This is a genomic window from Frankia sp. AgB1.9, assembly GCF_016786355.1.
GTDB lineage: Bacteria > Actinomycetota > Actinomycetes > Frankiales > Frankiaceae > Pseudofrankia.
The window spans coordinates 1-24,705 of record NZ_JADWYX010000113.1; the positions used below are offsets into that span (position 1 = coordinate 1).

At 75.2% G+C, this 24,705-nt stretch carries 18 protein-coding genes; 11 read left to right on the forward strand and 7 right to left on the reverse strand.

Annotated elements, in window-relative coordinates; translation table 11 throughout:
- The first annotated feature begins 249 nt into the window (after positions 1–249).
- Both I6A60_RS32400 and I6A60_RS32405 read left to right on the forward strand, forming a co-directional pair.
- On the forward strand, positions 250–1,329 hold the full coding sequence (locus tag I6A60_RS32400; RefSeq protein WP_203025351.1) for a DUF5926 family protein: 1,080 nt from the start codon (positions 250–252) through the stop codon (positions 1,327–1,329).
- A 10-nt stretch (positions 1,330–1,339) separates the two neighbouring features.
- Entirely contained in the window at positions 1,340–2,551 is a 1,212-nt protein-coding gene (locus I6A60_RS32405; protein WP_203055773.1) for a geranylgeranyl reductase family protein, read from the forward strand.
- 96 nt (positions 2,552–2,647) lie between these two features.
- On the opposite strand, the gene I6A60_RS42205 is transcribed toward I6A60_RS32405, so the two are convergent.
- From I6A60_RS42205 to I6A60_RS32435, 6 genes are all read right to left on the reverse strand, one after another.
- Positions 2,648–5,755 carry an AAA family ATPase gene (locus I6A60_RS42205; protein WP_238436722.1) on the reverse strand — a complete coding sequence of 1,036 codons (3,108 nt, stop codon included), beginning with the start codon at positions 5,753–5,755 and terminating at the stop codon, positions 2,648–2,650.
- 46 nt (positions 5,756–5,801) lie between these two features.
- A complete protein-coding gene (locus I6A60_RS32415) occupies positions 5,802–7,445 on the reverse strand; it encodes a hypothetical protein (RefSeq protein WP_203055778.1) in 1,644 nt (547 codons plus the stop codon).
- Between the two features lie 293 nt (positions 7,446–7,738).
- Entirely contained in the window at positions 7,739–9,256 is a 1,518-nt protein-coding gene (gene larC / locus I6A60_RS32420) for a nickel pincer cofactor biosynthesis protein LarC (RefSeq protein ID WP_203017037.1), read from the reverse strand.
- The gene (gene larB / locus I6A60_RS32425) at positions 9,253–10,167 is read right to left on the reverse strand and encodes a nickel pincer cofactor biosynthesis protein LarB (protein WP_203055774.1); all 915 of its coding nucleotides are present in this window, start codon (positions 10,165–10,167) and stop codon (positions 9,253–9,255) included. The genes larC and larB overlap by 4 nt, the downstream gene beginning before the upstream one ends.
- Positions 10,168–10,272: 105 nt before the next feature.
- The gene (locus tag I6A60_RS32430) at positions 10,273–11,178 is read right to left on the reverse strand and encodes an aminoglycoside phosphotransferase family protein (protein WP_203017196.1); all 906 of its coding nucleotides are present in this window, start codon (positions 11,176–11,178) and stop codon (positions 10,273–10,275) included.
- A 71-nt stretch (positions 11,179–11,249) separates the two neighbouring features.
- Positions 11,250–13,010, reverse strand: a complete 1,761-nt coding sequence (locus I6A60_RS32435; RefSeq protein ID WP_203055775.1) for a hypothetical protein — start codon at positions 13,008–13,010, stop codon at positions 11,250–11,252.
- 644 nt (positions 13,011–13,654) lie between these two features.
- Between I6A60_RS32435 and I6A60_RS32440 the strand changes: the two genes are divergently transcribed.
- The 6 genes from I6A60_RS32440 (at position 13,655) to I6A60_RS32465 (ending at position 19,628) form a co-directional block, all read left to right on the forward strand.
- Positions 13,655–14,572 (forward strand): GNAT family N-acetyltransferase, encoded by a 918-nt coding sequence (locus I6A60_RS32440; RefSeq protein ID WP_203024785.1) that lies wholly within the window; start codon positions 13,655–13,657, stop codon positions 14,570–14,572.
- Positions 14,569–15,435 (forward strand): dihydropteroate synthase, encoded by an 867-nt coding sequence (gene folP, locus I6A60_RS32445; RefSeq protein WP_203024786.1) that lies wholly within the window; start codon positions 14,569–14,571, stop codon positions 15,433–15,435. The genes I6A60_RS32440 and folP overlap by 4 nt, the downstream gene beginning before the upstream one ends.
- Positions 15,436–15,598: 163 nt before the next feature.
- Positions 15,599–16,015, forward strand: coding sequence for a dihydroneopterin aldolase (gene folB / locus I6A60_RS32450; protein WP_203024787.1), 417 nt, complete (start codon positions 15,599–15,601; stop codon positions 16,013–16,015).
- Positions 16,012–16,578: a 2-amino-4-hydroxy-6-hydroxymethyldihydropteridine diphosphokinase gene (folK, locus tag I6A60_RS32455; RefSeq protein WP_203024788.1), complete on the forward strand. Its 567-nt coding sequence runs from the start codon at positions 16,012–16,014 to the stop codon at positions 16,576–16,578. Before folB ends, folK begins: the two co-directional genes overlap by 4 nt.
- A complete protein-coding gene (locus tag I6A60_RS32460) occupies positions 16,575–17,009 on the forward strand; it encodes a DUF3180 domain-containing protein (RefSeq protein ID WP_203024789.1) in 435 nt (144 codons plus the stop codon). The genes folK and I6A60_RS32460 overlap by 4 nt, the downstream gene beginning before the upstream one ends.
- 63 nt (positions 17,010–17,072) lie before the next feature.
- The gene (locus I6A60_RS32465) at positions 17,073–19,628 is read left to right on the forward strand and encodes a helicase-associated domain-containing protein (RefSeq protein ID WP_203024790.1); all 2,556 of its coding nucleotides are present in this window, start codon (positions 17,073–17,075) and stop codon (positions 19,626–19,628) included.
- Here I6A60_RS32465 and I6A60_RS32470 read toward each other — a convergent pair.
- Positions 19,613–20,320 carry a dihydrofolate reductase family protein gene (locus I6A60_RS32470; protein ID WP_203024812.1) on the reverse strand — a complete coding sequence of 236 codons (708 nt, stop codon included), beginning with the start codon at positions 20,318–20,320 and terminating at the stop codon, positions 19,613–19,615. The two genes, I6A60_RS32465 and I6A60_RS32470, sit on opposite strands and share 16 nt — an antisense overlap.
- 134 nt (positions 20,321–20,454) lie before the next feature.
- On the opposite strand from I6A60_RS32470, the gene I6A60_RS32475 reads away from it, so the two are divergent.
- From I6A60_RS32475 to I6A60_RS32485, 3 genes are all read left to right on the forward strand, one after another.
- A complete protein-coding gene (locus I6A60_RS32475) occupies positions 20,455–22,092 on the forward strand; it encodes a DNA repair helicase XPB (protein ID WP_203024791.1) in 1,638 nt (545 codons plus the stop codon).
- Between the two features lie 571 nt (positions 22,093–22,663).
- The gene (locus I6A60_RS32480) at positions 22,664–23,560 is read left to right on the forward strand and encodes a glycosyltransferase family 2 protein (RefSeq protein ID WP_203024792.1); all 897 of its coding nucleotides are present in this window, start codon (positions 22,664–22,666) and stop codon (positions 23,558–23,560) included.
- A gap of 110 nt (positions 23,561–23,670) precedes the next feature.
- On the forward strand, positions 23,671–24,675 hold the full coding sequence (locus I6A60_RS32485; RefSeq protein WP_203024793.1) for a beta-ketoacyl-ACP synthase III: 1,005 nt from the start codon (positions 23,671–23,673) through the stop codon (positions 24,673–24,675).
- Positions 24,676–24,705 lie beyond the last annotated feature (30 nt).

The window sequence follows — 24,705 nt, forward strand, 5'->3', positions numbered from 1 at the left end:
TCGTTGTCGCCCGGCAGTGCCATCTGTTCGCCCGTCGATCTGGCGGCCTCGCCGCGGCGCCGCCGACCGTCGGCGCCGCCCGCCGACGAACCGGCAGCTCACGGCCGTCGCCAGGTGCCCGCGGACACCGGCACGCAGCGGCGGGCGGCGTGTCGCGTCGTAGGGGCGGTCGTGCCCTAGCCTTACCGGATGTCGTCCCCACCGGACGGCGGCCGGACCGGCCGTCGTCCTTGACCTCGGGAGCCCGCCATCGCTCGCCGAACCACCACAGCGCGTCCCCGACCCGTAGCCGCCGGGGCTCCGGCCGCCGGTGCCCACGCGGCCGACGTTCCCCAGGTCGGGCCCCGTGAGCAGTGCCCCTGCGGCTCCGGTCGCCGGTACAAGGCCTGCCACGGCGCCAAGTCGCGCCCGGCGCCGGTGCTGCGGCCGTTCGCGGGCCGGGTGGACGAGGCCGACCTGGTCGCGCTGCGCGAGCTGATCCCGAGCGCCACGGCGCCGCTGACGCTGCACCCCGACCACCTGGCCAAGCATCCCGAGCACGCCGATCGGAAGATCACGCTCGGCACCATGCTGCCGCAGGCCGCGCCGGCCCTGGTCCGGGACACGGGCGAGATCCTCGTCGCCACCCAGACCCTCGCGCCGGGTCTCGACCCGTCGGCGGACATCGCAGGCGCGCTGCTGGCCGCGCTCGCCGCCGAGCCGGGCACGGTCATCGCCACCGGGCCGGTCTCCGCGCTGACCGCCGTCGAGCGGCTGCCCGAGGGGCTCGCCGGCCTGCCCCGGCTGGTCGACCTGCTCGACCCGGAGCCGCTGACGATCACCGTGCACGCCGGGTTCGACTGGTGGCTGCCGCCGTCCGAGGACGGTCCCGGCCTTTCCGGCGAGGTCGCGTCCAGCCTGGAGCGGGCGAACGCGACCGTCGTCCCGACCGCGCGACTGAGCTCCGTCGAGGCTGCCTACTGGACCCAGCCAGGCGACAAGCGCCACCTGCGCTGGGTGCTGCCGTTCCTGGAGGTCGAGGGCGTCAGCGACCCTGACGTCGCCCGCTCCCGCTCCGAGGAGCAGCTGCTCGACGCGCTGGCCCGGCTGGCCGCCGCGAACGCGCTGAGCGCCGGCGAGGGGTCGCGGTTCGTCGGCTCCTTCCGGGCCGACGGGCTGGTCGTCCCGGTCTGGGACCTGGCGCCCGACGCGGACGCGGACAGCTGCGAGGCGCCGGCCGCCGCACTGCGCAAGTCCATGGACGAGGTGCTCGCCGAGCGCCGTCCGCTTACCAGCGAGGAGCGCCGCATCCGTGCCGGCGTCGTCGGCCGCACCCTGACGCTGCGCTGACGGACGGACCGTGGCCGACACCTCGCGGGGGCGTGTCTCGTGGGGGTGGGGGGGGGCGGGGCCGGCGGGCGCCGCGGCGGCCCGGGCCGCGGCGGTGGCCGGCGCCCGGGTGTGCCTGGTCGAGCGGGCTGAGCTGCCGCGTTACAAGACCTGCGGCGGTGGCCTGGTCGGGATCTCGCGTGACCACATCAGCGGCGCCGGGCTGGACCTCGCCCAGCTCGCCCGCGCCGAGGTCGACGCCCTGACCATCACGCTCGACGGCCGGTACAAGGTCACCCGTCGACGGCGGGACGGCTCGTCGATCATCGCGATGGTCATGCGTCCCGAGCTCGACGCGGCGCTGGTCGACGCGGCCAGGGCCGCCGGCGTGGAGGTCCGGACGTCGACGGTCGTGACCGGTGTCCGCGACGACGGCCCGGCCGGCGCCGTGGTGGAGATCCGCGGCGGGCCGGACCTGCGGGCCTCGGTCGTGGTGGGTGCGGACGGGACGTCGTCGCGGGCCGCCAGCTACGTGGGGGTGCACTGCGACCAGGTCGACATCGGCCTGGAGGCGGAGTTCAAGGCGCCCGCCCACGTGGCCGCCCGCTGGGAGCGCCGGATGCTGCTGGACTGGGGCCCGGTGCCCGGCTCGTACGGCTGGGTCTTCCCCAAGGGCGACGTGCTGACGGTCGGGGTGATCGGGGCCCGCGAGGACGGGCCGGCGATGCGCGCCTACTACGAGCGGTTCGTCGCCCAGCTGGGCCTGGCGGACCTGCCGCGCCTGCACGACTCGGGACATCTGACCCGGGTGCGGGCCGACGGCTCGCCAGTGCGCCGCGGCCGGGTGCTGGTCGCCGGCGACGCCGCGGGCCTGCTTGACCCGTGGACCAGAGAGGGCATCTCGTTCGCGCTGCGGTCCGGCCGGCTGGCCGGGGCGGCCGCCGCGGCCGCCGCCGGCGGTGACCCGGGGGCGCTCGACGCCTACCCGAAGCGGGTCGACGCCGTGTTCGGCCCCGAGGTCACCGCCGGGCGGACCCTGCTGGGGCTCTTCACCCGCCGCCCCGAGGTCATGCACGGGCTGATGGCCGGCTTCCCAGGCGCGTTCGGCCTGTTCACCCGCATCATCGACGGCCGTTCGACGGTCGCGCGCCAGCTCGCCCGCCCCGGCGTGACCAGGCTCGTGGCGACCCTCTCCCGCGAACGCAACCCACTTCCCGACCCTGGACCTGCGCCTACCCCGTAGTTACGCGCTACCCCGATCCGGGTTGGGGAGGGCGCTCAGCGCCCGATCCGGCGGGTCGGCCGTAGGCGCGCAAGCGCCGGTTCCGGCCGAGCCGCCTCAGGAGAAGAGGCGGTCGTCTCGGTACGGGTTGACGCCGGGGTAGGACAGGTCGTCCAGCTCCGGCGGGGCGAACCGTTCGGCGACCGCCGCGGCCAGCTCCTGGTAGGCCCGGCGGGTCTCGCGCTTCAGCGCGTGCAGGCTGATCCGGCCGCCCGTCGCCAGGTGCGGGTCCCACGGGACCCGGACCACCCGCCGGGTGCGCGCCGCGAAGTGCGCCTCCAGGGCGTCCACGTCGACGTCGTCACCGTTCTGCGGGAACATCGAGATCACCGCGACCGCGTCGCGGACCTGGGCCGCGTACCCGTGCGCGTCCAGCCAGTCGAGCGTGGCGCTGGCGCTCGTGCCGCCGTCCGCGCTGGAACTCGTGACGATCACGAGCGTGTCCACCAGCGCCAGGACGCCACCCATCGCGCTGTGCAGCATGCCGGTCCCGCAGTCGGTCAGCAGGATCGAGTAGTAGCGCTGCAGCAGGTCGTCGACGGCGTGGTAGTCCGAGTCGGCGAACGCCTCGGAGATCTCCGGGTCGTCCGCGGACGCCAGCACGTCGAGCCGCGAGTCCGACCGGGCCATGTAGTTGCGGATGTCGACGTACCGGCTGAGGCGGTGCGAGTCCTCCAACAGGTCACGGACGGTGAACGGCGACGGTTGCTGGGCCTTGGTGCCCAGGGTGCCGCGGTCCGGGTTGGCGTCGATCGCGACCACCCGGTCGTCACGAAGGTCCGCCAGGGTGGAGCCGAGGCCGATCGTCGTCGTCGTCTTGCCGACGCCGCCCTTGAGCGACATCACGGCGATCCGGTGGCAGTCGGTCAGCGGGGTCCGGATGTGGCCGAGCAGCCGGTTGTGCCGGGCCTCGTCCGGAGACGGTCCGGGGTTCACCGCCCCGCCCGACACCTGGTAGACCACCTTGCGCCAGCCTCGCGCGGCGGTCTCCTGGGCCGGGCCCAGCAGGGCGTCGCTGTAGAGGGCAGCGTTCGGGTGGCCGGTGGCGTGCCGCCCGTTCGAGCGGCCGCCGGCCAGGCCCGGCCCACTGATGTCGAGGCCGCTGCGGCCGGGGTCGGACGACGTGTTGCGTCGCCGCGGCGGGGGTGGCGGGCCAGCCGGCTGGATCGCGGACGGCGCGGAGGACACGTCGAACAGGTCGAGGTCGTCGCGGCCTGGCCGCGGCCGGGCCGGCGGTGCCTGGCCCCGGGCGGCTTCGGACCTGCCGACCGGGTCTGGGCTCGTCGGGAGATAGGCGTGGGCGGCGCGGCGGGGGTCGCCGAACCCCGGCGGCGCGGCCGGCGGCCGTGGCGGCATCGGCGCGCGGCCGTCGGCCGGGGCAATCGGCCGCTGGCCCGTCGCGCTCGGCGGTACCGGCAGTGGGCTTGGCGCGGGCGCGGGGAACTGCGTCGACGGCTGGAAGCCGGGCTGTCGGTCGTGCAGCGGCGCGAAAGCCGTCGGCGCGCCCGCGGTCATGGGCGAGCCGGGGGCGCCGGGCGGTGGCATCGGCGGACGAGCCGGGTAGCCCGGGCCGGCTGCACCCGGCGCGGCCGGCCGCGGGCCGCTGGGCCCGGCGGTCGGGCCGCCGGGCGCACCTGGCGGCATGTGCGGCCCGCCGGGACCGCTGAGGAGACCTCCGGGCCCGCCGGCCGGCCGCTGCCCGGTGAGCCCACCTGGGAACGCGTCGTTCGGCGCGGCGCCCGGCCCGAACGGGAGATCGCCGAACAGCGGATCGAACGCCTGGGTCGGCGGACCCACCGAGGCCTGCGGCTGGACGCCGGCCGGCTGGCCCGCGCCGCGCGGGTCCACGCCGGGGCGTGGCTGGCCGACCTGCTGCTGGCCGGCGGCGAGATACTGGCCCGTGGCGAAGCGCTGCCCGGCCGCGAGGTGCTGTCCGGACTGGGCCTGCTGCCCGGCCGGGAGGCGCTGGCCGGACGGCGCGTGCTGGCCGCCTGCGGAGCGCTGGTCGGCTGAGCCTTCGACGATCCATGGCCCGGCCGGCGCGGCACCCGGCCGGTCGGGACCCGGGCCGCCGCCGACGGCGATGCCGGCCCCGAGGTGGGAGCCGTTGGCCGGTGCGCCGCCGGGACCGGCTCCCTGCGGGAAGGCCGGCCCGTTACGCGTCGGGTGACCGTTTCCCTGGCCGCCGGCCGCTGTGAGTTGACCGTTGCCGGCGTGCGGGCTGTGGCCGTTGATGAGGAAGCCGTTCGCGGGCCCGCCGGGGCCGTTGGTGCCGGTGGGTCCGCGACCGGAGACTGGGCCGCCGTCGACGTTGATCCCTGCGGCGACCGGGCGCGGCTGCGACGGGCCGCCGAGGACGAACGGGTCGCCGGGCCGCTGGGCGCCGCCGGACGGCGAGCGCCCGGCCGGGGGCCCGGCCGCGCCGGGATGTCCGCCGGTCCGGTCCGGGCCGGACCCAGGCCCTGCCACCACCGTCGGCGTTCCGCGCTGCCCGACGGTGGGAGCGGGCGCGTTCGGGTTTTCGACGGACAGGCCGGTCGACAGCCAGGACGGGTGCGCCGGAGCCGGCGGTGGTGCCCAGGCAGTGTTGGCCGTCGACCAGGGGTCTGCCGGCATGCTGGCCGTCGCGGCGGGGGCGGCGCCGTAGCCGGTCACGCCGAACGGGTCGTTCGGGCCGGGAGCGGCGACGTGCGCGGGGTTGGCGGCGCCGTTCGGGGCCTGCGCCCCTGCCGGGGCGGCCCGGTGGCCCCCGGTTGGGCCGAACGGGTCGGAGCCGGTCCGGCCGTCGCGCCCGAACGGGTCGGGGCCTGGGCGACCGGTTGGCCCGAACGAGTCCTGGCCGCCCGGGGCGGGCGGTGCCGCGGCCCGGGTCGCGAACGGGTCCATCGGGAGGCGGGCAGGCGCGAGCTCGGCGGGCGGTCGCGCGACGGCGGGCGCCAGCGGGTCCCAGCTGGCCGGGGAGCCTGGGGCCGCGGCGGGGCGGCCGCCCGGGTAGCCGTTCTGCCGGTGGTCCGCCGGCTGACCGACGCCGACGGCCGCCGGCGGGCCGGGCGGTGGTCCGCCGGCGCCAGGGAGCGGCCCGCCGGGCGTCGGCGGTGCCGACGTCAGCGCGGCGAGGCGGGTGGCGGGATGTTCCGGAGCGCCGACGGACCAGCCGTTTGGCATCCCGCTCGCCGGACGGGCCGCGGGCGAGTCGACGGAGAAGCCGGCGTCAAAAGCGTCCCGGCCCGGCGCCTGGGCGCGGAAACCGGTCGGGTCGGGCGGTGCTGCCGGCCGACCGGCTGGCGCCTGCCCAGGTCGGGAGGCGGCCGCCGATGGTGGCGGTGGCGGTGGGCCGGGGCGGTTCCAGGAATCGCTCGGCCAGGGCGACGCGTTCGGCGGTGGCGGTGGGCCTGGCCGGTTCGAGGAATCGGGCCAGGGCGACGCGTTCGGTGGTGGCCCGGCGGGCGGGCCGGGGCGGGAGCCATACGGGCCGAAGCCGTCGCTCGGCGGCGCCCGGGGGGGGGGGGCCCCCCCCGGGGCCGGGCCGGGGGGCCCCCCCCCGGGGGGGGGGGGGGGGGGGGGGGGGGGGCCCGGGGGGGGGGCGGGGGCGGGCGCCATCCGGCCCGACGCGGGCGCGGGGCGGCGCGGGGGGCGGGCCCCCGGCGCCGTACTCGGACCGAGGGCCACCCGGCAGGGCGGTCGGCTGTTGCTGCTGCGTGACCGGCCGTGGCTGCGCGGGCCGCGGGCCCGAGACGTCGATGTCGGTGCCCGCCGGCCGCCAACCCGGGCCGTCGGCACGGCCGGTGGGGCCAGGAGCGCCGTGGCCGCCGGGCCTGCGCCCCGCGCCAAGGTCGGAGCCGCGGCCGGTGGGGCCGGGCGTGCCGGGCTGAAGGCCCGGACCCGGGGATCCGGGGCCGCCGGCGAGGCGGTGCTGTCCCGGCTGGCCGGGGCCACCGCGGCCGTTCTGGCCGCTGTAACCGTCCGAGCCGCCATAGCCGTTTTGGCCGCTGTAGCCGTCCGAGCCGGTATAGCCGTTCTGGCCGGCGTGACCAGCCGGGCCGCCATGACCATTCGATCCGGCGTAACCGTTCGATCTGGCCTGGCCATTCGCGGAGGCTCGGCCGTTCTGGCTGGCATGGCCGTTCAGACCGGAGAGGCCAAGGGGGTCGTGGCTGCTCGGACCGCCACGGCCGTTCGGGCTGGGATAGCCGAGCGGGTCGTGGCTGTCAGGACCGCCGTAGCCACCGTTCGGACCGCCGTGACCGTTCGGGCTGGCATTGCCGTTCGGGTTGCCGTAGCCGTTCGGATTGGCGTAGCCGCTGGGGTCGGTGTACCCGTTGGGACCGAGGCGGCCGTTCGGGTTGGCGGCACCGCTCGAGGCCGGGTCGCCGTAGGCGCGGCCAGGTGGGCGGCCACCGCCGGCCGGGTCGGCGAAGCCCTGCGGGCCGGCGGGCGGGGCCGGGCGCCAGTCTGCGCCGGCGGGCGCCGGGCGGCGGCCAGGGGGGGCGGCCTGCTCGGCGAAGCCGGCCGGGCCGCGTCTCGGGGCGCCGGGGCGCGGGTTCTCGCCGCCGGGCGGTGGGATCGGTGGCGGCGGGGGCGGGACCGTTGGCCGCGGCGGAGCGCCGACGCCTGGCAGCCGGCCCGCGCCGGGCGGCCGGTCGTACGGTGCGCCGTAGCCGGGGGCGTCGCCGTCGGGGCCGGTCATCGGCTCACCGGCCGCGGCCCGGCCGAGGTAGCCGTCGGCGAAGGGCAGCGCGGTCGGGCCCAACGGGCCGGCGCCGGCCGGTGCTCGGGCGACATCCACGCGCGGCGGAGCGGTGTACCGCGAGGGCGGATACCCGTTGCCGGCGTCGATGTCCGCGTCGTCCCTCATGCTTCCGTCCGGGCTGCCCGGCCGTGGGCAGAACTCTCACGATCCGGCCTACTACCCGCCTTGTCCACAGAAACCCCTCCCATCGGGGGATGGACACACCGTGAACTAGTGCCCCTGGTACGACCCGGTAGGACTAGCTCCTGGCACGGAAATGGCCAAAGATCACTATAAGCACCCACCCCATAGTCCCACGCCGCCGGACAGTGGGCAGACGGCGGTCGTCCCCGGACTCGCCCGGGTGACCGTGCGCACGCTCCGGCCAGACCTGGCCCGGCCCCGGGCAACCATGACCGTCATGGGGTCCGGCCCGGGTCGGTGCCCTCGCCGAAAGTGCCCTGACCGGCGGGTTCGGTCCCGTGCTGATGGTCGTCGGCGCCGCCGGCGACGGCCGGGACGTCGGACCACCGGCCGGCATACGCGAGGGCGCACGCGGCGGCGAGTACCTCCCTGGCCGGCCAGCCGAGCTTCTCCGCGACCAGGGCCACGTCCTCCCACTCGGGCTGCGCGACGGGCACCGGACCCGCGGGTTGATCAAAGGCCCAATCGGGGCCGGGGGAGACCTTGACCCGGACCGGGTGGCCGGCCACCTCGACGGCGCGCATCGACCGCGCCAACGCGTGCTTGCGGACCGGGATCTCCCGCAGTCCCAACGTCGAGGTGTGACGGAAGATCGTGGCCCGTACGGCCGGCAGGCTCCCCGGCGCGACCAGGGCCCGCAGGGTGTGCGCCGGACGGCCCTTCTTCATCAGGATCGGGGTCAGCCAGGCGTCCGCCGCGCCGGCGGCGAGCAGCGCCGCGAGCACCGACGGCCAGACCCGCGGGTCGAGATCGTCGACGTTCGCCTCCAGGACCAGCTCCGCCGTGACGGCTACCCCGTCGGCCACTTCGATCGGCTGGCCGGCAGCCAGGACGTTCGCGTCGACGGCGGCCGGGTCCCGCCGCGGCTCGTCCTGGTGCGGCTCGACCGCGGTGTGGCTGTGGCCAGCGTGGTCGTGGCCAGCGTGGTCGTGGCCCAGCTGGTGATGGGGCCGTGGGGCGGGCGGCAGGGCCGCCGTGCCCGTGTCGAGGGCCTCGCCGACGACGAGGCGGACGAGGTTGGGGCGGCCGGGCAGATCCCGGGTACCGGCGCCGCAGCCGACGGCGGTCACCCGCACGGCCGGGAGGTCGCCGAAGCCGGAGGCCACCGTGACGACGAGGGCGGCCCCGGTCGGGGTGCACAGCTCGACCGGGACCGGGCCGCCGTGGGCCGGGGCGCCGGCCGCGCGCAGCAGCTCCAGCACCGCCGGTCCGGGGATCGGCAGCACGCCGTGGGCCGTCCGCGCCCGGCCGCCGCCGAGGGCGATCGGGGTGGCGACCAGCCCGGTGAGCGCCAGGTGGGCGAAACCGGCGCTGACGCCGACGATGTCTGCGATCGCGTCCAGCGCGCCGACCTCGTGGAAGTGCACCTCGGCCGGGTCGATCCCGTGCACCCGTGCCTCCGCAGCCGCCAGCGCGGCGAACGTGGCTGTCGCCAGGTCGCGCGTCGCGTCAGCCAGCGGCGCCGCGGCGAGCAGCGCGCGGATGTCGGCCCAGGTCCGCGTGTGGCCGCCGTCGGGCGCGATGACGTCGACCTTCGTCGCCGCGAGGCCGGACCGGCGCACCTGCCGGGCCTCGAGCCGGATCGGCAGCCCCAACGTGTCGATCGCCGCGGCCGGCACCGCCAACGGCACGCCGGCGTCGACGAGCGCGCCCAGCAGCATGTCGCCGCTCGCCCCGCAGGACAGGTCGAGCCAGCCGACGCGCCGGGCGGTGGCCGGCTCCGGCCCGCTCACCGGTACCCGGCCGAGCCGGCGGCCGTGGCGCGCAGTCCGGCTCCGGGAGAGGGGGCCGGCGCCGGGGCACTCTCGGGACGGGCGCGGGCGGCGGCGCGGGCCACCCGCGCCGCGAAGAGGCCGGCGCCGAAACCGTTGTCGATGTTGCAGACCGCGATGCCGGGTGCGCAGGCGGTCAGCATGCCGAGCAGCGCGGCGAGCCCGCCGAACGCGGCCCCGTACCCGACGCTGGTCGGCACCGCGACCAGCGGTACGCCGACCAGCCCGCCGATGACGCTGGGCAGCGCCCCCTCCATCCCGGCGACGACCACCAGACAGTCGGCGGCGGCGAGCACGTCGCGGACGGCCAGCAGCCGGTGCAGCCCGGCGACGCCGACGTCGCGCAGCACCTCGACCCCCGCGCCGCTGGCCGCGATGGTCAGCGCCGCCTCGTCTGCGACGGGTGCGTCCGAGGTGCCGGCGCAGACGACGACGACCCGGCCGCGGGCGGGCGGCAGAGCACCGACGGCGACGGTCGCGAGCCGCCCGGCGTCGCCGGACGGCCGCGGGTCGGCCGCCAGGTCGGGTGACCAGCGGCCGGTGACGTCCGCGTCCGGCCAGCGGGCGACCAGCGCGTCGACCGTCTCGCGGTTCGCCCGGGTGATCAGGGTGGGGCGGCCGTCGCCGGTGCTCGCCTCCCGCAGCGCGGCCACTATGCCGAGCGTCTCGGCCGCCGTCTTGCCGGCGGCGAAGACGACCTCGGGATCACCCGTACGCACGCCGCGATGGGTGTCGACCCGCGCGTAGCCGAGGTCGACGAAGCCCGCGCCGTCGCCGAGCGGGCCGGCGGCGAGGCGGGCCAGCGCCGTGTCCGTGTCCACTTCGCCGGTGGCGACGTCGGTCAGCAGCGCGCGCAACTGGTCGGTGTCCACAGGACAAGTCTGCCCAACGGACGTCCGGTGGCGAAATGTGTGACCCGCCGTGACCGGCCCGCAGCCGCTCGAAGCGGGTGCGGCGCGGACCGGCCCGGCGGGGCGTCAGCGATAGCGCGACCAGCGGGCGTCCCGGTCGCCACGACGCAGGCTGTCGAGCCGGACCCGGAACTGTGCGGCGACCGTCGGGCTGCTCGCCAGGATCGGCAGCACGCTGGTGACGAGCTTGAGTTCCCGGACGGCCCGTAGTACCTCGAAGCCGTCCCACCGGGTGACGTCGACGCCGTAGGCCGCCGCGAGCAGCTCCTGGCCCGCGGGCGGGTGCCCGAACCGCAGGACACCGACCGCGACTGGCGTCAGGTCCCACTCGGCTGGCCCGAGGCAGACCGAGTCGAAGTCACAGGCGACCACCTGGCCGGACGTACCTCTGATCAGGTTCCCGAGGTGGGCGTCGCCGTGGAGGACCGTCGTGCCCAGGCGGTAACGGATCGCCCGGAGGCGGGCCGCCACCTCGTCGGTGAGATCTTCGAGGAAGGCACGGTCGTCCGGGGCCAGCGCCTCCGCGTCGGACATCCGGCGGCGGACGTCGCCGAGCGGGTCCCAGCGGGGCAGGGCTGGTCGCGGTGGTTCGAGAGCGTGCAGGCGGCGCAGCATGGCGCCGAGGTCGGCCGTGTCAGGCGGCGGCCCGGAGTCGGGGCCGACGTCGACCCACACGGTCGCGAGCGTCTCGCCGACGCGGACCGGGGCCGGCGTCCCGGGCAGCAGCCGGACGGCGGGCACCCCCTCGGCGGCGAGCCAGCGGGCGACCTGGACGACCTTCGGGACCCGGAAGGTCATCGCGCCCGAGGTCGCGATGCGGACCACCGCGCCCGCGCGCGGCAGCCGGTAGACGGAGTTGACCGTGAGCTTCAGCGCGATCGCGCCGGTGTCGTCCAGGCCGGCCGCGGCGCAGACCGCGGCCAGGGCCCGACGGGACGCGGCGGCCGTGAACCGGCCGTCACCCTCCCCCACGGGCCGCCCCGTGTTGGGTGGGGTGGCCCGGTCCCGCTGGTCGTCCGGCTCGTCGCGCGGACGACCGGACGTCAGTCGCTCGCTTCCGGGTGGGTCAGGCCCGGTTCGGTGTCACCGTTAGTGATCATGTTGGTGGCGGCCTTCGTGGTGCGGCCGGCGGTCTTGGTGAGGGTGACAGCGCCTGCCGCGACGATCGCCGCGCCAGCGAGCTGCCCGGTCGACAGCTGAGTCGCCGCCAGGCCGCCAGCCGGGCTCTGCTGGGCGGCGGAGCGCTGCCACTCGCGGACCAGCGCGGCGAGATCCCGGACCTCGGGCACCTCGCCGTGCACCCGGGTCGCCTCCAGCAGCTGGTCGGCCCGCGAGGACACCGAGGACACCGTGCGGCCCCAGGAGATCTGGATCGCCTCGCTGGCCAGGTGGCAGACCCGTTCCAGCTCGAGGCGGCCGGCCCTGGCGAGCGCCAGCGACAGGTCCAGCCTGATCACCGAGCGGAAGCCGGGGGCGTCCATCGCGTCGAGCTTCGGCAGCGCGAGCTCGGCGTGCTGCTCGGCGGTCCGGGGCCGGCCGAGCAGGCACAGCGCGGTGGTCGCGTTGTAGGCGACCTCCACCGGGTTGAACTCGTCGAAGCTGGGTCCTGGCCGGCCCCAGCGGTCCGGCGAGATCTGGTCGGCGAGGTCGTAGGCCTGGTCGAGCGCCTTCGCGGCGCCGAGCACATCGCCCAGGGCAGCGAGCGCCCGAGCCTCCTGGCAGACCAACCGGGCCCGCACCGGCCCGGCGCCGACGTGGCGCTGGCCGTCCCTGGCCAGCCGCAGCGCCTCGTCCGGGCGGCCGTCGTAGAACTCCGTGACGGCGCCGACCTCGCGGGCCGAGCCGCACAGCGGGCCGTCGCCGGCCGCGAGCCCCGCGGCGTACCCCTGCGCGGTGAGCACCCGGGCGGCTGTGACGTTGCCCTGCTTGAAGGCCGCGTCGGCCCGCAGCACGGCGACCCGCCCGGCGAGCAGCCGCAGCCGCCGCCACTGGCTGTCGGGCATCCGGCGGCGCGCCAGCCGCTCCAGGCCTCGGTGCAGCCGGGCGGTCTGGGCAAGGATGTGGGCCGGCGGGATGATCTCGTGGGCGCCGAGCGCCTGGGTCAGGATGTGCTCTGCCCGGTCGAGCGCCAGTTGTACGGGGCTCGCGGCGAGCATGCCGGACACCTCCAGGATCTGTCCCTCGATGAGCAGAGCGCCGATGACCGCCCCGGCGATCCGGTGGAACTGGCGGCGGTCCGACGTCCCGGTAACTGAATCGTCCGCGCCTGAGATCGCGGCGGGCGCGCTCGACGTGGTCTTGACTGTGGTCTCCTTGCTGGCCTGCAGGCCAGCGCCGGCCGAGGCGCCGGCCCCGCCGGCGGCGAACGCGGCCTCGCCCGCCCGCCCGGGCCGCCGGGGGGCGTGGTGGCGGGGGTGGGGGGGGAGGGCGCCGGCACGGTCGACGGTGCCGCGGCCGGGCTGGCCGGCGGCCGCCGACGGCGTGGGGAACAGAGCGGCCGCGGCCAGGAGCGGGCTGGCCGGCCGGCTGGGCACCGGGTGGGCACCCGTGGCCTGACCGTTCGCAGCACGACCGCCGGGTGCGCGGCCGCCAGGTCCGCGGGCGGCGTGGGCGCGCTCGTGGCGGCCGGTCAGGCGCGGGTAGTCGGCGGGGTAGTCATCCGGGGAGCGTCTGGCCGGCGGGATGACGACCCCGCGGCCGTCGGCGGCCGGTTTCTGAGAGGTGGTGTCGTCGGCCGGTGTGTGCCCGGCGTCGTCGGAGTCTTCCGATGGCTCCTGGGGCAGTCCACCCGTGGCTGGCGGCATCGGGTGTCCCTCCTGTGAATGGCCGCAACCGGGATCGGAGCGGCCGATCGGCATATGGACTACTTGATGAACGTAAGTCGGGCCCTTTTCGGGACTTTAGGCCCTGGCAGTGAAGGCTAGGGGTCTGGTTTTCCGGCAGTCCGCAGAAGCGGGTGAGGGCAACGGTGGGACCACGCTTCGGCCTGCTCGGCCCGGTCCGGCCCCGACCGGCTCGAACCGTCGTGGCGCCGTTGCCACGGCGGGCCGACCAGGCATCCGCCGGCCGATGGCTGTGGCCGTGATGACGGAAGGTCACGTTCGCCCCGGCAAGAACCGGTGCGGCGCCGAATGCCGGGCATCGTATGAGCACCCGTCGTGAGCCCCCGCGCCTTGTCAGCACCGGACTTGTCCCGTATGGTCCGGATTTGTGCGTTAGCGGGGTGTAATGACGGGCGAGAAGACCACATTCGTCGCTTGTTGGCCTGTTTGAGGTGAATCCCACTACGGACAGTTGCCGAGCCGGCGGGACCGCGGCGTTCGCCACCCGGCCGGCTGAGCCCGGGCTCGACCTCGAACCGGCCGGCCGGTCAGTGCCACGCTGAGAGGTCCGTTTCGTGGCGGAAAAGGCGGCGCCGGGCGTGGTGGCCGGTCGGTAGCCTCGGGGCATGTCGTGGCGCGGCGAACCAGGGACCGATCCGCTGGTCGGCCCGCGCCGGTTCGCCGACCAGGCCGTCGACCCGGCGGTCGCCAGGATCAGCGGATTCACCGACCGGACCGCGCTGACGCGCGAGCTGGAGGAGCTGGCGTTCCGTGGGTGGTCGGCGCTGCGGACCGAGCGGGTCGACGGCTGGGTGCTGCGCGACTCCGAGGGTGCTACCCGGCGCGGCAACTCGGTCTGGCCGCACGACGACGTCGCCGACCTGCCAGCCGCCCTCGCCCGGGTCGACCTGTTCTATGGGCGGGCCGGCCGGCCCGCGTTCGTCCAGCTGACCCCCGCGTCCCGTCCCAGCGGGCTGCGGCAGGCGCTCGACGCGGCCGGCTACGAGCCCGAGCAGGGCCCGACCGACGTCTGCGTCGCGGGCCTTTCCGGCATCGTCGCCGGCGTCGCCGGTCTCGCCGAGCGGACGGCGCCCCCGGCCGGCCGCGCGCGGGGCCCGGTCCGGGTCGCGCTCGCCGAGAGCCCGGACGACGGCTGGCTGGACGTCTGCGCCGCCGGCGGTATGTCGATGTTCGGCCAGCACCGGGCAGCGAGCGTCGCGGTCCTGCGCCGGATCGAGACCCCCGCGATCTACGTGACGGCGACGGTCGACGGCGTGCCGGTCGGCGCGGGCCGGGGCGTCGCCGACGGCGACTGGCTCGGGATCTACAGCATGGCGACACTGCCCGCTGCCCGCGGCCAGGGCGCCGCGACCACGGTCATGGCGGCGCTGTCCAACTGGGCGACCAGCGTCGGCGCCCGGCGCGCCCTCCTGCAGGTGGAGGAGCAGAGCACCGCGGCCCGACGGATCTACGCCGCCCTGGGCTTCCTGCCGGTCTACCGCTACACCTACCGCCGCAGGGCGACCGGCCCGGCCGCGCCATGACCGTCGACGCGATGGCGCGGCTGCTCGCGCCCGGCCCGACCCGGGTGATGGGCATCGTCAACGTCACGCCCGACTCGTTCTCCGACGGTGGCACCTTCGCCGAGCCGTCCGACGCGGTGCGGGCCGGGCTGCGGATGGTCGCCGACGGCGCCGACATCGTCGACGTCGGCGGCGAGTCGACCCGGCCGGGAGCTGCCCGGGTCGACGCCGCCGAGGAGCGCCGCCGGGTGGTGCCGGTCATCGAGCGGCTGGTCGCAGAAGGGGTGACGGTGAGCGTCGACACGACCAGGGCCGCGGTGGCCGCGGCGGCGCTGGATGCCGGCGCGGTGCTCGTCAACGACGTGTCCGCCGCCGCGGACCCGGACCTGCTCGCGCTGTGCGCCGAGCGGGACGCGTACTACGTGCTCATGCATGCCCGTGGCGAGAGCGTCGACATGGCCAAACGGGCGCACTACGGCGACGTCGTCGCGGACGTCGTAGCCGAGCTGCGCGAGCGGCTCGCCGCCGTGTACGCCGCCGGTGTCCGGCCGGACCGGGTGATCCTCGACCCCGGGATCGGCTTCGCCAAGAGGTTCGAGCACAACTGGTCGCTGCTGGCCCAGGTGGGCGCGTTCGCCGAGCTCGGCCGGCCGCTGCTGGTCGGCACCTCCCGCAAGTCGTTCCTCGGCGCGCTGCTCGCCGCGCCGGACGGCACGCCTCGCCCGGTCGAGCAGCGCGAGGACGCGACCCAGGCGACCACCACGCTGCTCGCCGCCGAGGGAGTCTGGGCGGTCCGGGTGCACGCCGTGCGTCCCGCGGTCGACGCCGTCCGGGTGGTCGGTGCGTGGCGCCGGGCCCGCGGCTGGCCTCCGGGGACCGCCTGATCCCGCGCGGCGGCCCGGCCGAGGCGACACAGCCGGTCGCGCGTCAGCCCCGGCCGGACCGACTCGGGCATGCTGCAAGGAATGCGGACCCGTGGGGACGCGCTCACACCAGCTGGCCGCGCCCGCACGGGCGCGCGGACGGCGACGAATCGGCGAGGGGCAGATGGGATTCGAGCGGGTAGCCGAGCGGGTCGCGACGGCGGCGCCGGCCGGGGAGATCCGGGACCGGATCACGCTGCGAGGGCTGCGGGTGCGTGGTCGGCACGGCGTTCTGGCGGCCGAGCGGGAGCTGGGTCAGGAGTTCGTGGTCGACGTGACCCTCTGGCTCGACACGGCGCCCGCCGCGGCGACGGACGACGTCACCCAGACCGTGCACTACGGCGAGCTGGCCGAGGCGTTGGCCGCCGTCGTCGCAGGCGAGCCGGTGGACCTGTTGGAGACGCTGGTCGCGCGGCTCGCGGAGGTCTGCCTGGCAGACAAGCGCGTCGCGCGGGCCGAGGTGACGGTCCACAAGCCGGCCGCGCCGATCCCGCTGCCCTTCACCGACGTGGCCGTGACGATCGTCCGGGACCAGTCGTGACAGGCCAGCCGGCGGATCCGGGCCCGCGCCCGGCGGCCGGCGGTCCGGGCCACGCCGTGCTGGCCCTCGGGTCGAACCTCGGCGACCGGGCCGCGACCCTGCGGGCGGCCGTCGCCCTGCTGGAGAAGCGGCTCGGCGTGCTCGCCGTGTCGCCGGTCTACGAGACGGTGCCGGTCGGCGGGCCGCCGCAGGACGACTACCTCAACGCGGTGCTGCTCACCCGGCCGGCGCCCGTCCGCGAGCTGCTGGCCGCCGCCCGGGAGGCCGAGCAGGCGGCCGAGCGGGTCCGCGCCATCCGGTGGGGGCCGCGCACGCTGGACGTCGACGTGATCGCCTGCGGCGACGTGACCAGTGACGACCCGGAGATCATCGTCCCGCACCCCAGGGCGCACCTGAGGGCCTTCGTCTGTGTCCCGTGGCTGGACGTCGACCCGGATGCGACCATTCCCGGGCACGGCAGCGTCGCCGCCCTGGTGGCCGGGCTGGCCGCCGCCGGTGAGACTGCCGGGCTGCGCCGGGCCGGGGCGGCGACGGACCTCGGCGTGGCCGCCGGGCTCGGATGAGGCCGACCCGGGCCCGCGAGCTCGCCGCCGCCGTCCTGGTCGCCGGGGTGCTGGCGTACCTGCTGCTCGTCTGGACGTACCGGACACTGCCGCAGCTGCCGCGCACCGGGCCGCTGTCGGTGTTCGTGATCGCGGTGCTGGAGCTGCAGACGGCGAGCATCACCCGCCGCCGGCTGGCTGGCCGGCCGGGAACCAAACCGATCATGCCGATCACGGTGGCCCGGCTGGCCGTGCTGGCCAAGGCCAGCTCGCTGACCGCGGCGGTGATGGCCGGCGGCTGGGCCGCCCTGCTTGCCTACACCGCCGCCCATCTGAACACCTATGGGACCGCGGGCGCCGACCTCATCACCGCCGGCCTCGGCCTCGGCTCGGCCGTCGCGCTCGTCGTCGCCGCCCTGCTCCTCGAACGGGTCTGCCGGGTGCGGCGCTGATCGGTCGGCCCGGGAACAGGGCGGCGCGAACGGTCGCTCAGGAAGCTGGGCTACCGTCGGAGAGTGTCATCGCCGGCACTGGAGCCCGATGGGGAGCCGGCCACGCTCCCTGCGTGGCTGCGCGCCCGGTCTGACGACGAGCTGACCAGGCTGTTCGAGCTTCGGCCCGACCTCGCCACGCCGCCGCCCCCCGACTTCGACATCCTCGCGGCCCGCCTGGAGATCAGGGTCAGCGTCCTGCGCGCGCTGGACACCCTGGACACGTTCGCCCTCGAGGTCGGCGCGGTGCTCACGCTGCTGCCGTGCCCGGTGTCCGTCGGCCGGCTCGTCGAGCTGTGCGGTGGTCTCGACGTCCGAGCGGCCGTGGCGGCGCTGCGCGCCCGCGGCCTGGTCTGGGGCGACGGCGACGAGCTACGGCTGGTCGGGACCGCCACCGACCTGCTCGGCGACCGGGCGCTGGGCCTCGGCCGGGCCGCGCGGGACTGCCTGGCCGCCTACCGGGTGCCGCAGCTGGCCCGGCTGGCCACCGCGCTGGGTGTGTCCCGGGGCGGGCGGATCGCCCCGGCTGGCCGCACCGTCCCGGCCGCGGCCGCCGGCCAGGAGCGCGGGGCCGCGGTGGCCAAGGAGACCTTGGTCGCCGAGGTGGCCGAGCGGCTCGGCGATCCCGCCGTCGTCCGTGGGCTTGCCGCCGAATGCTCCCCGGCGGCCGGCCGGATCCTCGCCCGGCTGGCCGAGGGCCCGGCCCGCGGCGCCACCGCTGAGGCCGGCCGGCTGCTTGCCGCGTCGGCCGCGCGCACTCCCGTCGAGGAGCTGCTGGCCCGCGGCCTGCTCATCGGCGTCGACGCGGACGAGGTGGAGATGCCGCGCGAGGTCGGCCTCGCGCTGCGCGGCGACCGGCCCACCGGCACGCTGCATCCGGCGCCACCGCGGCTGTCCGGCCGGCAGGTCATGGCGGCCTCGGTCGACCCGGCCGCGGCGCTGGCCGCCGAGACCGTCGTCCGCCACATCGCCACCCTGCTGCAGGCCTGGGGCGCCAGCCCGGTCGTGCCGCTGCGCACCGGCGGGCTCAGCGTGCGCGACCTGCGCGCCGTCGCCCGGCTGCTCGAGATCCCCGAGCCGGAGGCCGCCTTCGTCGTCGAGCTGGCCGCCTCCGCCGGGCTGGTCGACACGACGGCCGGCGTCGACGTGCGGATCGTGCCGACGACCGCCTTCGACCGCTGGAGCGTCGACCTGACCGCGCACCGGTGGGCGCTGCTCGTCGAGGGCTGGGTCCGGTCGGCCTCGGTCGCGTCGCTGATCGGGGACCGGGACGAGCGGGGACGGCAGGTCTCGGCGCTGTCGGTCGACGTCCGCCGGTCCGCCGCGCCGGCGACGCGGGCCGAGGTGCTGGCCGCGCTGGCGACCGCCCCCGACGGGGTCGCGCCCTCGGCGGCGGACGTGCGGGCGCTGCTGGCCTGGCGGGCGCCCCGGCGGGGCGGCGCGTTGCAGGACCTCCTCGTCGACGCCACCCTCCAGGAGGCGGAGCTGCTCGGGCTGACGGGCCGGGGCGCGGCGACGACGACCGGTCGGCTGCTCGCCGAGCTGCTCGCGGAGAGTGCCGGGGCGCTGGGCACGGCGCCGATCGGGGCCGGGCTGACGGCGAAGCCCGGTTCGTTCGTCGACGCGCTGGCCGACGCGCTCGCCCCGCTGCTGCCCGAGCCGGTGGACGAGCTGCTGCTCCAGGCCGACCTGACGGCCGTCGCCCCTGGCCCGCTGGTCGCGGACGTCGCGGCGGAGCTCGCCCAGCTCGCCGACATCGAGTCGACCGGCGCGGCCACCGTCTACCGGTTCTCCGAGGAGTCGCTGCGCCGGGCGCTGGACGCCGGCGCCTCCCCGGGGGACATCCACGACCTGCTGACCAGGCTCGGTCGGGGCGGCGTGCCGCAGGCGCTCACCTACCTCGTCGACGACACCGCCCGCCGGCACGGCCGGCTGCGCTCGGGCCCGGCCGAGTCCTACCTGCGCTGTGACGACACGGCGCTGCTGTCGGAGGTGGTCGCCTCCCGGCGTACCCAGACGCTCGGGCTGCGCCGGATCGCGCCGACGGTCGTGATCTCCCGGCTTCCCGTGGCCGAGCTGCTCGACGGGCTGCGGGTGGCCGGCTTCGCCCCGGCCGCGGAGGGGCCGGACGGCCGGGTCGTCGTCAGCAGGCCGGAGACGCATCGGACGCCGGCGCGGGCCCGCTCGGCGGCGGCCGACCCGGCGGCGGTGCGCCGCGGCCAGCTGCGGGACGCCGTCAAGCTCGTGCGCCGCGGCGACGAGAGCGCCCGGGCGCTGCGGCTGGCCGGTGGCGCCGCGACGACCTTCGGCAACAGCGCGGTCGAGGGCCTGGTGCGCTCGGCGCCGCTGATCCTGGTCCGGCTGCAGGCCGCGGTGCGCGAGCGGCGCCGGGTGCTGCTCGGTTACGTCGACCAGCAGGGGACGCCCAGCGACCGGGTCGTGCGCCCGACCGCCCTCGACGGCGGTTGGCTGACCGCCTGGGACGAGACCGCCGCCGCCCCGCGCCGCTTCGTCCTGCACCGCGTCACCGCCGTGGCCGACGTCGTCGACCCGTTCGCCAGCGCTCAGGAGTCCGGGTAGCGGGGCGAGAGGGCGTAGCGCAGCAGGACGACCTCGCCGAGCTGAGTGGTCTCGGCCAGGCGGGCGGGATGGGTCGGATCGTGGGGGAACGTGCCGGGTCCGACGAAGCGGGGGGCACGGGGGTCGCCGACGAAGAAAGGCGCGATCACGAGCTGAAGCTCGTCGGCCAGGTCCTCGGTCAGGAACCTGGTGTGCACGGCACCTCCGCCCTCGACCATGAGGCGGGCCACGCCGCGGGTCGTCAGGTCGGCGAGCACGGCGCTCAGGTCGATGGGATCTCCCGCGTCGACGACCGTGGCGACCGCGCCGAGACGCGTGCGGGCTCGAGCGGCGGCGCCGGTGGCCGTATAGACGACCTTGGCGGCCTCGTCCGTCCCGTCGGGATCGTCGGCGGTGAAGAACCGCGCGGACGGGTCGAGGTCTCCCGTGGCCGTGAGTGTCACCTTGAGCGGGTGCGAGGGGAGGCCGCGGCTCATCCGGGCCTGTCGCCGGGCTGGCGACCGAATGAGCAGCTTCGGGTCGTCCGCCCGGATCGTCCCGGCGCCGACCAGGATCGCGTCACATCCGGCCCGCACCTCGTCGACCCGGTCGAAATCCGCCTCATTGGAGAGCCGCAGCCGGGTTGCGCTCGCGTCGTCGATGTAACCGTCGATCGAGGTGGCGCAGCTGAGCACAACGTAGGGCCGGGTCACCGGAGGCAGGTCCTCTCGTTCGTTGGTGGTGACAACGTAGCGAGACCGCGCGTCGCCGCGAGTGTCCATCCCGGCGCTTTAGGTCGGCGGGTACCGTCGAGTCATGCGTAATGCCGAGCGCGGTGCGGTGACCGGTGGCTGACGGGCCGCTGATCGTCCAGTCGGACAAGACGCTTCTCCTGGAGGTCGACCACCCGCAGGCGAAGCTCGCCCGGGCGGCGATCGCCCCGTTCGCCGAGCTGGAGCGCTCCCCGGAGCACATCCACACCTACCGGGTCACCCCGCTGGCGCTGTGGAACGCGCGCGCCGCGGGGCACGACGCCGAGCAGGTCGTCGACGCGTTGGTCACGTACTCGCGCTACGCGGTGCCGAACGCGCTGCTGGTAGACGTCGCCGACACGATGGACCGCTACGGCCGGCTGCGGCTGGAGAACGACCCGGTCCACGGGCTGGTGCTGCGGGCGATCGACCGGGCCGTACTGGTCGAGGTGTCGCGGGCCAAGCGCATCGCGCCCATGCTCGGCAACCGGATCGACGACGACACGATCGCCGTCCACCCGTCCGAGCGGGGCCGGCTCAAGCAGGCGTTGCTCAAGCTCGGCTGGCCGGCCGAGGACATGGCCGGCTACGTCGACGGCGAGGCGCACGCGATCGAGCTGCGCCAGGACGGCTGGGAGCTGCGGGACTACCAGAAGGGCGCGGTCGCCGGTTTCTGGGAGGGTGGCTCGGGCGTGGTCGTGCTGCCCAGCGGAGCCGGCAAGACGATCGTCGGCGCCGCGGCGATGGCCCAGGCGTCCAGCACGACGCTGATCCTGGTCACGAACACGGTCGCCGGCCGGCAGTGGCGCAGCGAGCTGTTGCGCCGCACGTCGCTGACCGAGGACGAGATCGGCGAGTACTCCGGCGAGCGCAAGGAGATCCGCCCGGTCACGATCGCCACCTACCAGGTGATGACCGCCCGGCGCGGCGGCGAGTATTTGCACCTCAGCCTGTTCGGCGCCCGCGACTGGGGCCTCATCGTGTACGACGAGGTTCACCTCCTTCCCGCGCCTGTTTTCCGGATGACGGCCGACATTCAGTCGCGCCGCCGGCTCGGGCTGACCGCGACGCTGGTCCGCGAGGATGGCCGTGAGGGCGACGTGTTCTCGCTGATCGGCCCCAAGCGCTTTGACGCCCCGTGGCGTGAGATCGAGGCGCAGGGCTGGATCGCGCCGGCCGAGTGCACCGAGGTGCGGGTGACGCTCACCGAGGACGAGCGGATGTCCTACGCCGTCGCCGAGGCTGACGAGCGCTATCGGATGTGCGCGACCGCCCTGTCCAAGCACGGCGTCGTCGAAAGACTGGTCCGAAAGCACTCCGGCGATCGGGTGCTCGTCATCGGTGCCTATCTCGATCAGCTCGACGCGCTCGGGCGCAGCCTGGACGCTCCGGTCATCCAGGGCAGCACCAGGAACAAGGAGCGCGAGCGGCTGTTCGAGGCGTTCCGTACCGGCGAGATCAAGACCCTGGTGGTGTCGAAGGTCGCCAACGTCTCGATCGACCTGCCGGAGGCCGGCGTCGCGATTCAGGTCAGCGGCACCTTCGGCTCCCGCCAGGAGGAGGCACAGCGCCTCGGCCGGGTGCTGCGGCCCAAGGCCGACGGCCGCTCGGCGCACTTCTACACGGTCGTCTCCCGCGACACCCTCGACCAGGAGTACGCCGCCCACCGCCAGCGGTTCCTCGCCGAGCAGGGCTACGCATACACCATCGTGGACGCCGTGGATATCGCCTGAGCGACAGAGCGCGAACCCGCCCTCAGGCGCACGAACCACCCGCATGGGACAGAACGGGTGACGATCCAGTTCCGGGAACAAGCGCCATCTCTTGGCCGACAACGGCGCATTCCGGAGTTCCGGCTCCCCTCTTCGTGGTCTCTTGGGCGCGAAGACATTGCGCGCGATCCTGGTTGTGCTACTCCTTAGTACCGTGTTCTTCCAGCGTGTTTTCGGCCCGCTAGGGCCCGCGTCTCGGTCCGTGGCTACCACGGCGGCCGCACCACGGGGGACGTCTGGTATGACGTAGCCCACTCCCGTCCATCAATTAACAAAAAATGTGTCCCGGCGAGTGTGGGGCGGATGGTACACTTCAGGCCAACGGGGATCTTGCGGCAGCGAGTCACCCGGATTGATCGCTGGATTTCATAGATCTCTGCCATCAGGGGGATGGGCGGAGAGCCTGCCAGTGATGAAACGTCGGAAGCTGTGGTCTGCGTAAACACACTTACCCGATGCCGTCATGCCATCCCTTGGACCTGCCACGAGAGATGGTGATCGCGGCCGGGTCCTTGGTCTTGGGGGGAGACCAATGTCTAGCACTATGCCCAAATTCATCCTGCGCGAACCGACGATTAGCATTGTCATCCCGACGCTCAACGAGGCGAAGAACCTGCCACACGTCTTCGAGAAGCTTCCGGGTGACGCCGAGATCGTGCTGGTGGACGGCCGCTCGACGGATGGCACCATTGACGCCGCTCGCTCGCTGCGGGCCGACGTCGTCGTCGTCCATCAGACCCGCAAGGGCAAGGGCAACGCGCTGGCCTGTGGTTTCGCCGCGGCCACCGGAGACATCATTGTCATGCTCGACGCCGACGGCTCGGCTGACGCCAAGGAGATCGAGGCGTTCACCAAGGCCCTGAAGGCCGGCGCGCACTTCGCCAAGGGCTCGAGGTTCATGGCGGGGGGCGGCAGCGAGGACATCACCCGCATCCGCCGGCTCGGAAACCGCTTCCTTTCCTTCCTCGTTAACTCACTGTTTCGGTGCCGGTACTCCGACCTGTGCTACGGCTACAACGCGTTCTGGCGTACCTGCCTGCCGGTGCTTGGGTTGGACGCGGGAACGCCCGCTGGCGAGGGCGATTCCGCCGAGCGACGCTGGGGCGACGGTTTCGAGATTGAAACAATGATTAACCTGCGTGTAGCGAAGGCTGGCCTGCAGGTGATCGAGGTTCCCAGCTTCGAGTACTCCCGGATCCACGGGGTGAGCAATCTCAATGCGATCTCGGACGGCCTGCGGGTCCTCCGCACGATCGTCTCGGAGCGGCGGAGATCACGCGCGCCGTTGGCGATCGAGGCGACCCTGCCTGCCCAAACGCTGCCGGCCGGCGTAACTGCGATCGGCCCGTCGGAGCGGGATCCGGGTGCGGGTATTATTCGGCAGCGCGAGCGCGCCGACGGCGAATCCAAGTCCGTCGGGATGGCCTGACCCCGGCGCCGCCGGCGTATTTCTTCAAGAGGGGGGGCACGGATGGAGTGGTCTCTGCCGTGTCGGCGAAGCCAGCCGATCCATGTGGGGCGCGCGCGGAGTGGACGCCGATGACCGTGGAGTTGCGGTCATCGGTGGGGGCTGCGGGCGCGCGCATTCTGGGGGTCGGTGCCTACCGTCCGCCCAGGGTCGTCCCGAACTCGGAGATCAGCCAGGCGATCGACTCGTCGGATGAATGGATCGTCTCCCGGTCGGGTATCAGGAGCCGCCGGTTCGCCGGCGCGGACGAGCCGCTGGGGAGCATGGCGGCGGGTGCTGCCGGGAAGGCGATGGCGCACGCCGGTATCTCGGCCGCCGACCTGGGCTGCGTTCTCGTGGCGACGATGTCCAACGTCGTCCAGTCACCGTCGCTGGCGACCGACGTCGCGGCCCGCCTCGGCGCTGAGGGCGTCGCGGCGTTCGACGTGTCGGCCGCTTGCGCAGGGTTCTCCTATGCCCTGGCGATGGCGAACGACATGATCCGGGCGGGCAGCGCTCGCTACGTCGTCGTCGTCGGCGCGGAGCGGATGACGGACATCATCGATCCGTATGACCGGGGAACGGCCTTCCTGTTCGGCGACGGTGCCGGTGCGGTGGTCGTCGGACCGTCGGACACCGCCGGCATCGGCCCGGTCGTGTGGGGATCGGACGCCAGCAAGAGGGACGTCATCGGGCATGACTCGTCCTACCTGGAATGGCGGGAAAGCCCGGAGCGGCCCTGGCCGGTGATGCGGATGGACGGGCCGCAGGTGTTCAGGTGGGCGAGCTGGCAGATGGCGCCGGTGGCCCAGCAGGCCCTCGCGGCGGCCGGGATCGAGGCCGGCGACCTGGCGGCGTTCATTCCGCACCAGGCCAACATCCGGATCATCGACACGATGTGCCGGGTGCTCAAACTCCCGAAGAGCGTCGTCGTGGCCCGCGACATCGCGACCACGGGGAACACCTCGGGCGCCTCCATCCCGTTGGCGATGGAGGATCTGCTCGCCCGTCAGCTGGCCCCGAGCGGGGGTCTGGCGCTCCTGGTCGGATTCGGCGCGGGGCTGGTCTACGCGGCACAGGTGGTCCGGCTGCCCTGACCAGGCGGCAACACGTACGTCGTCAGGGAC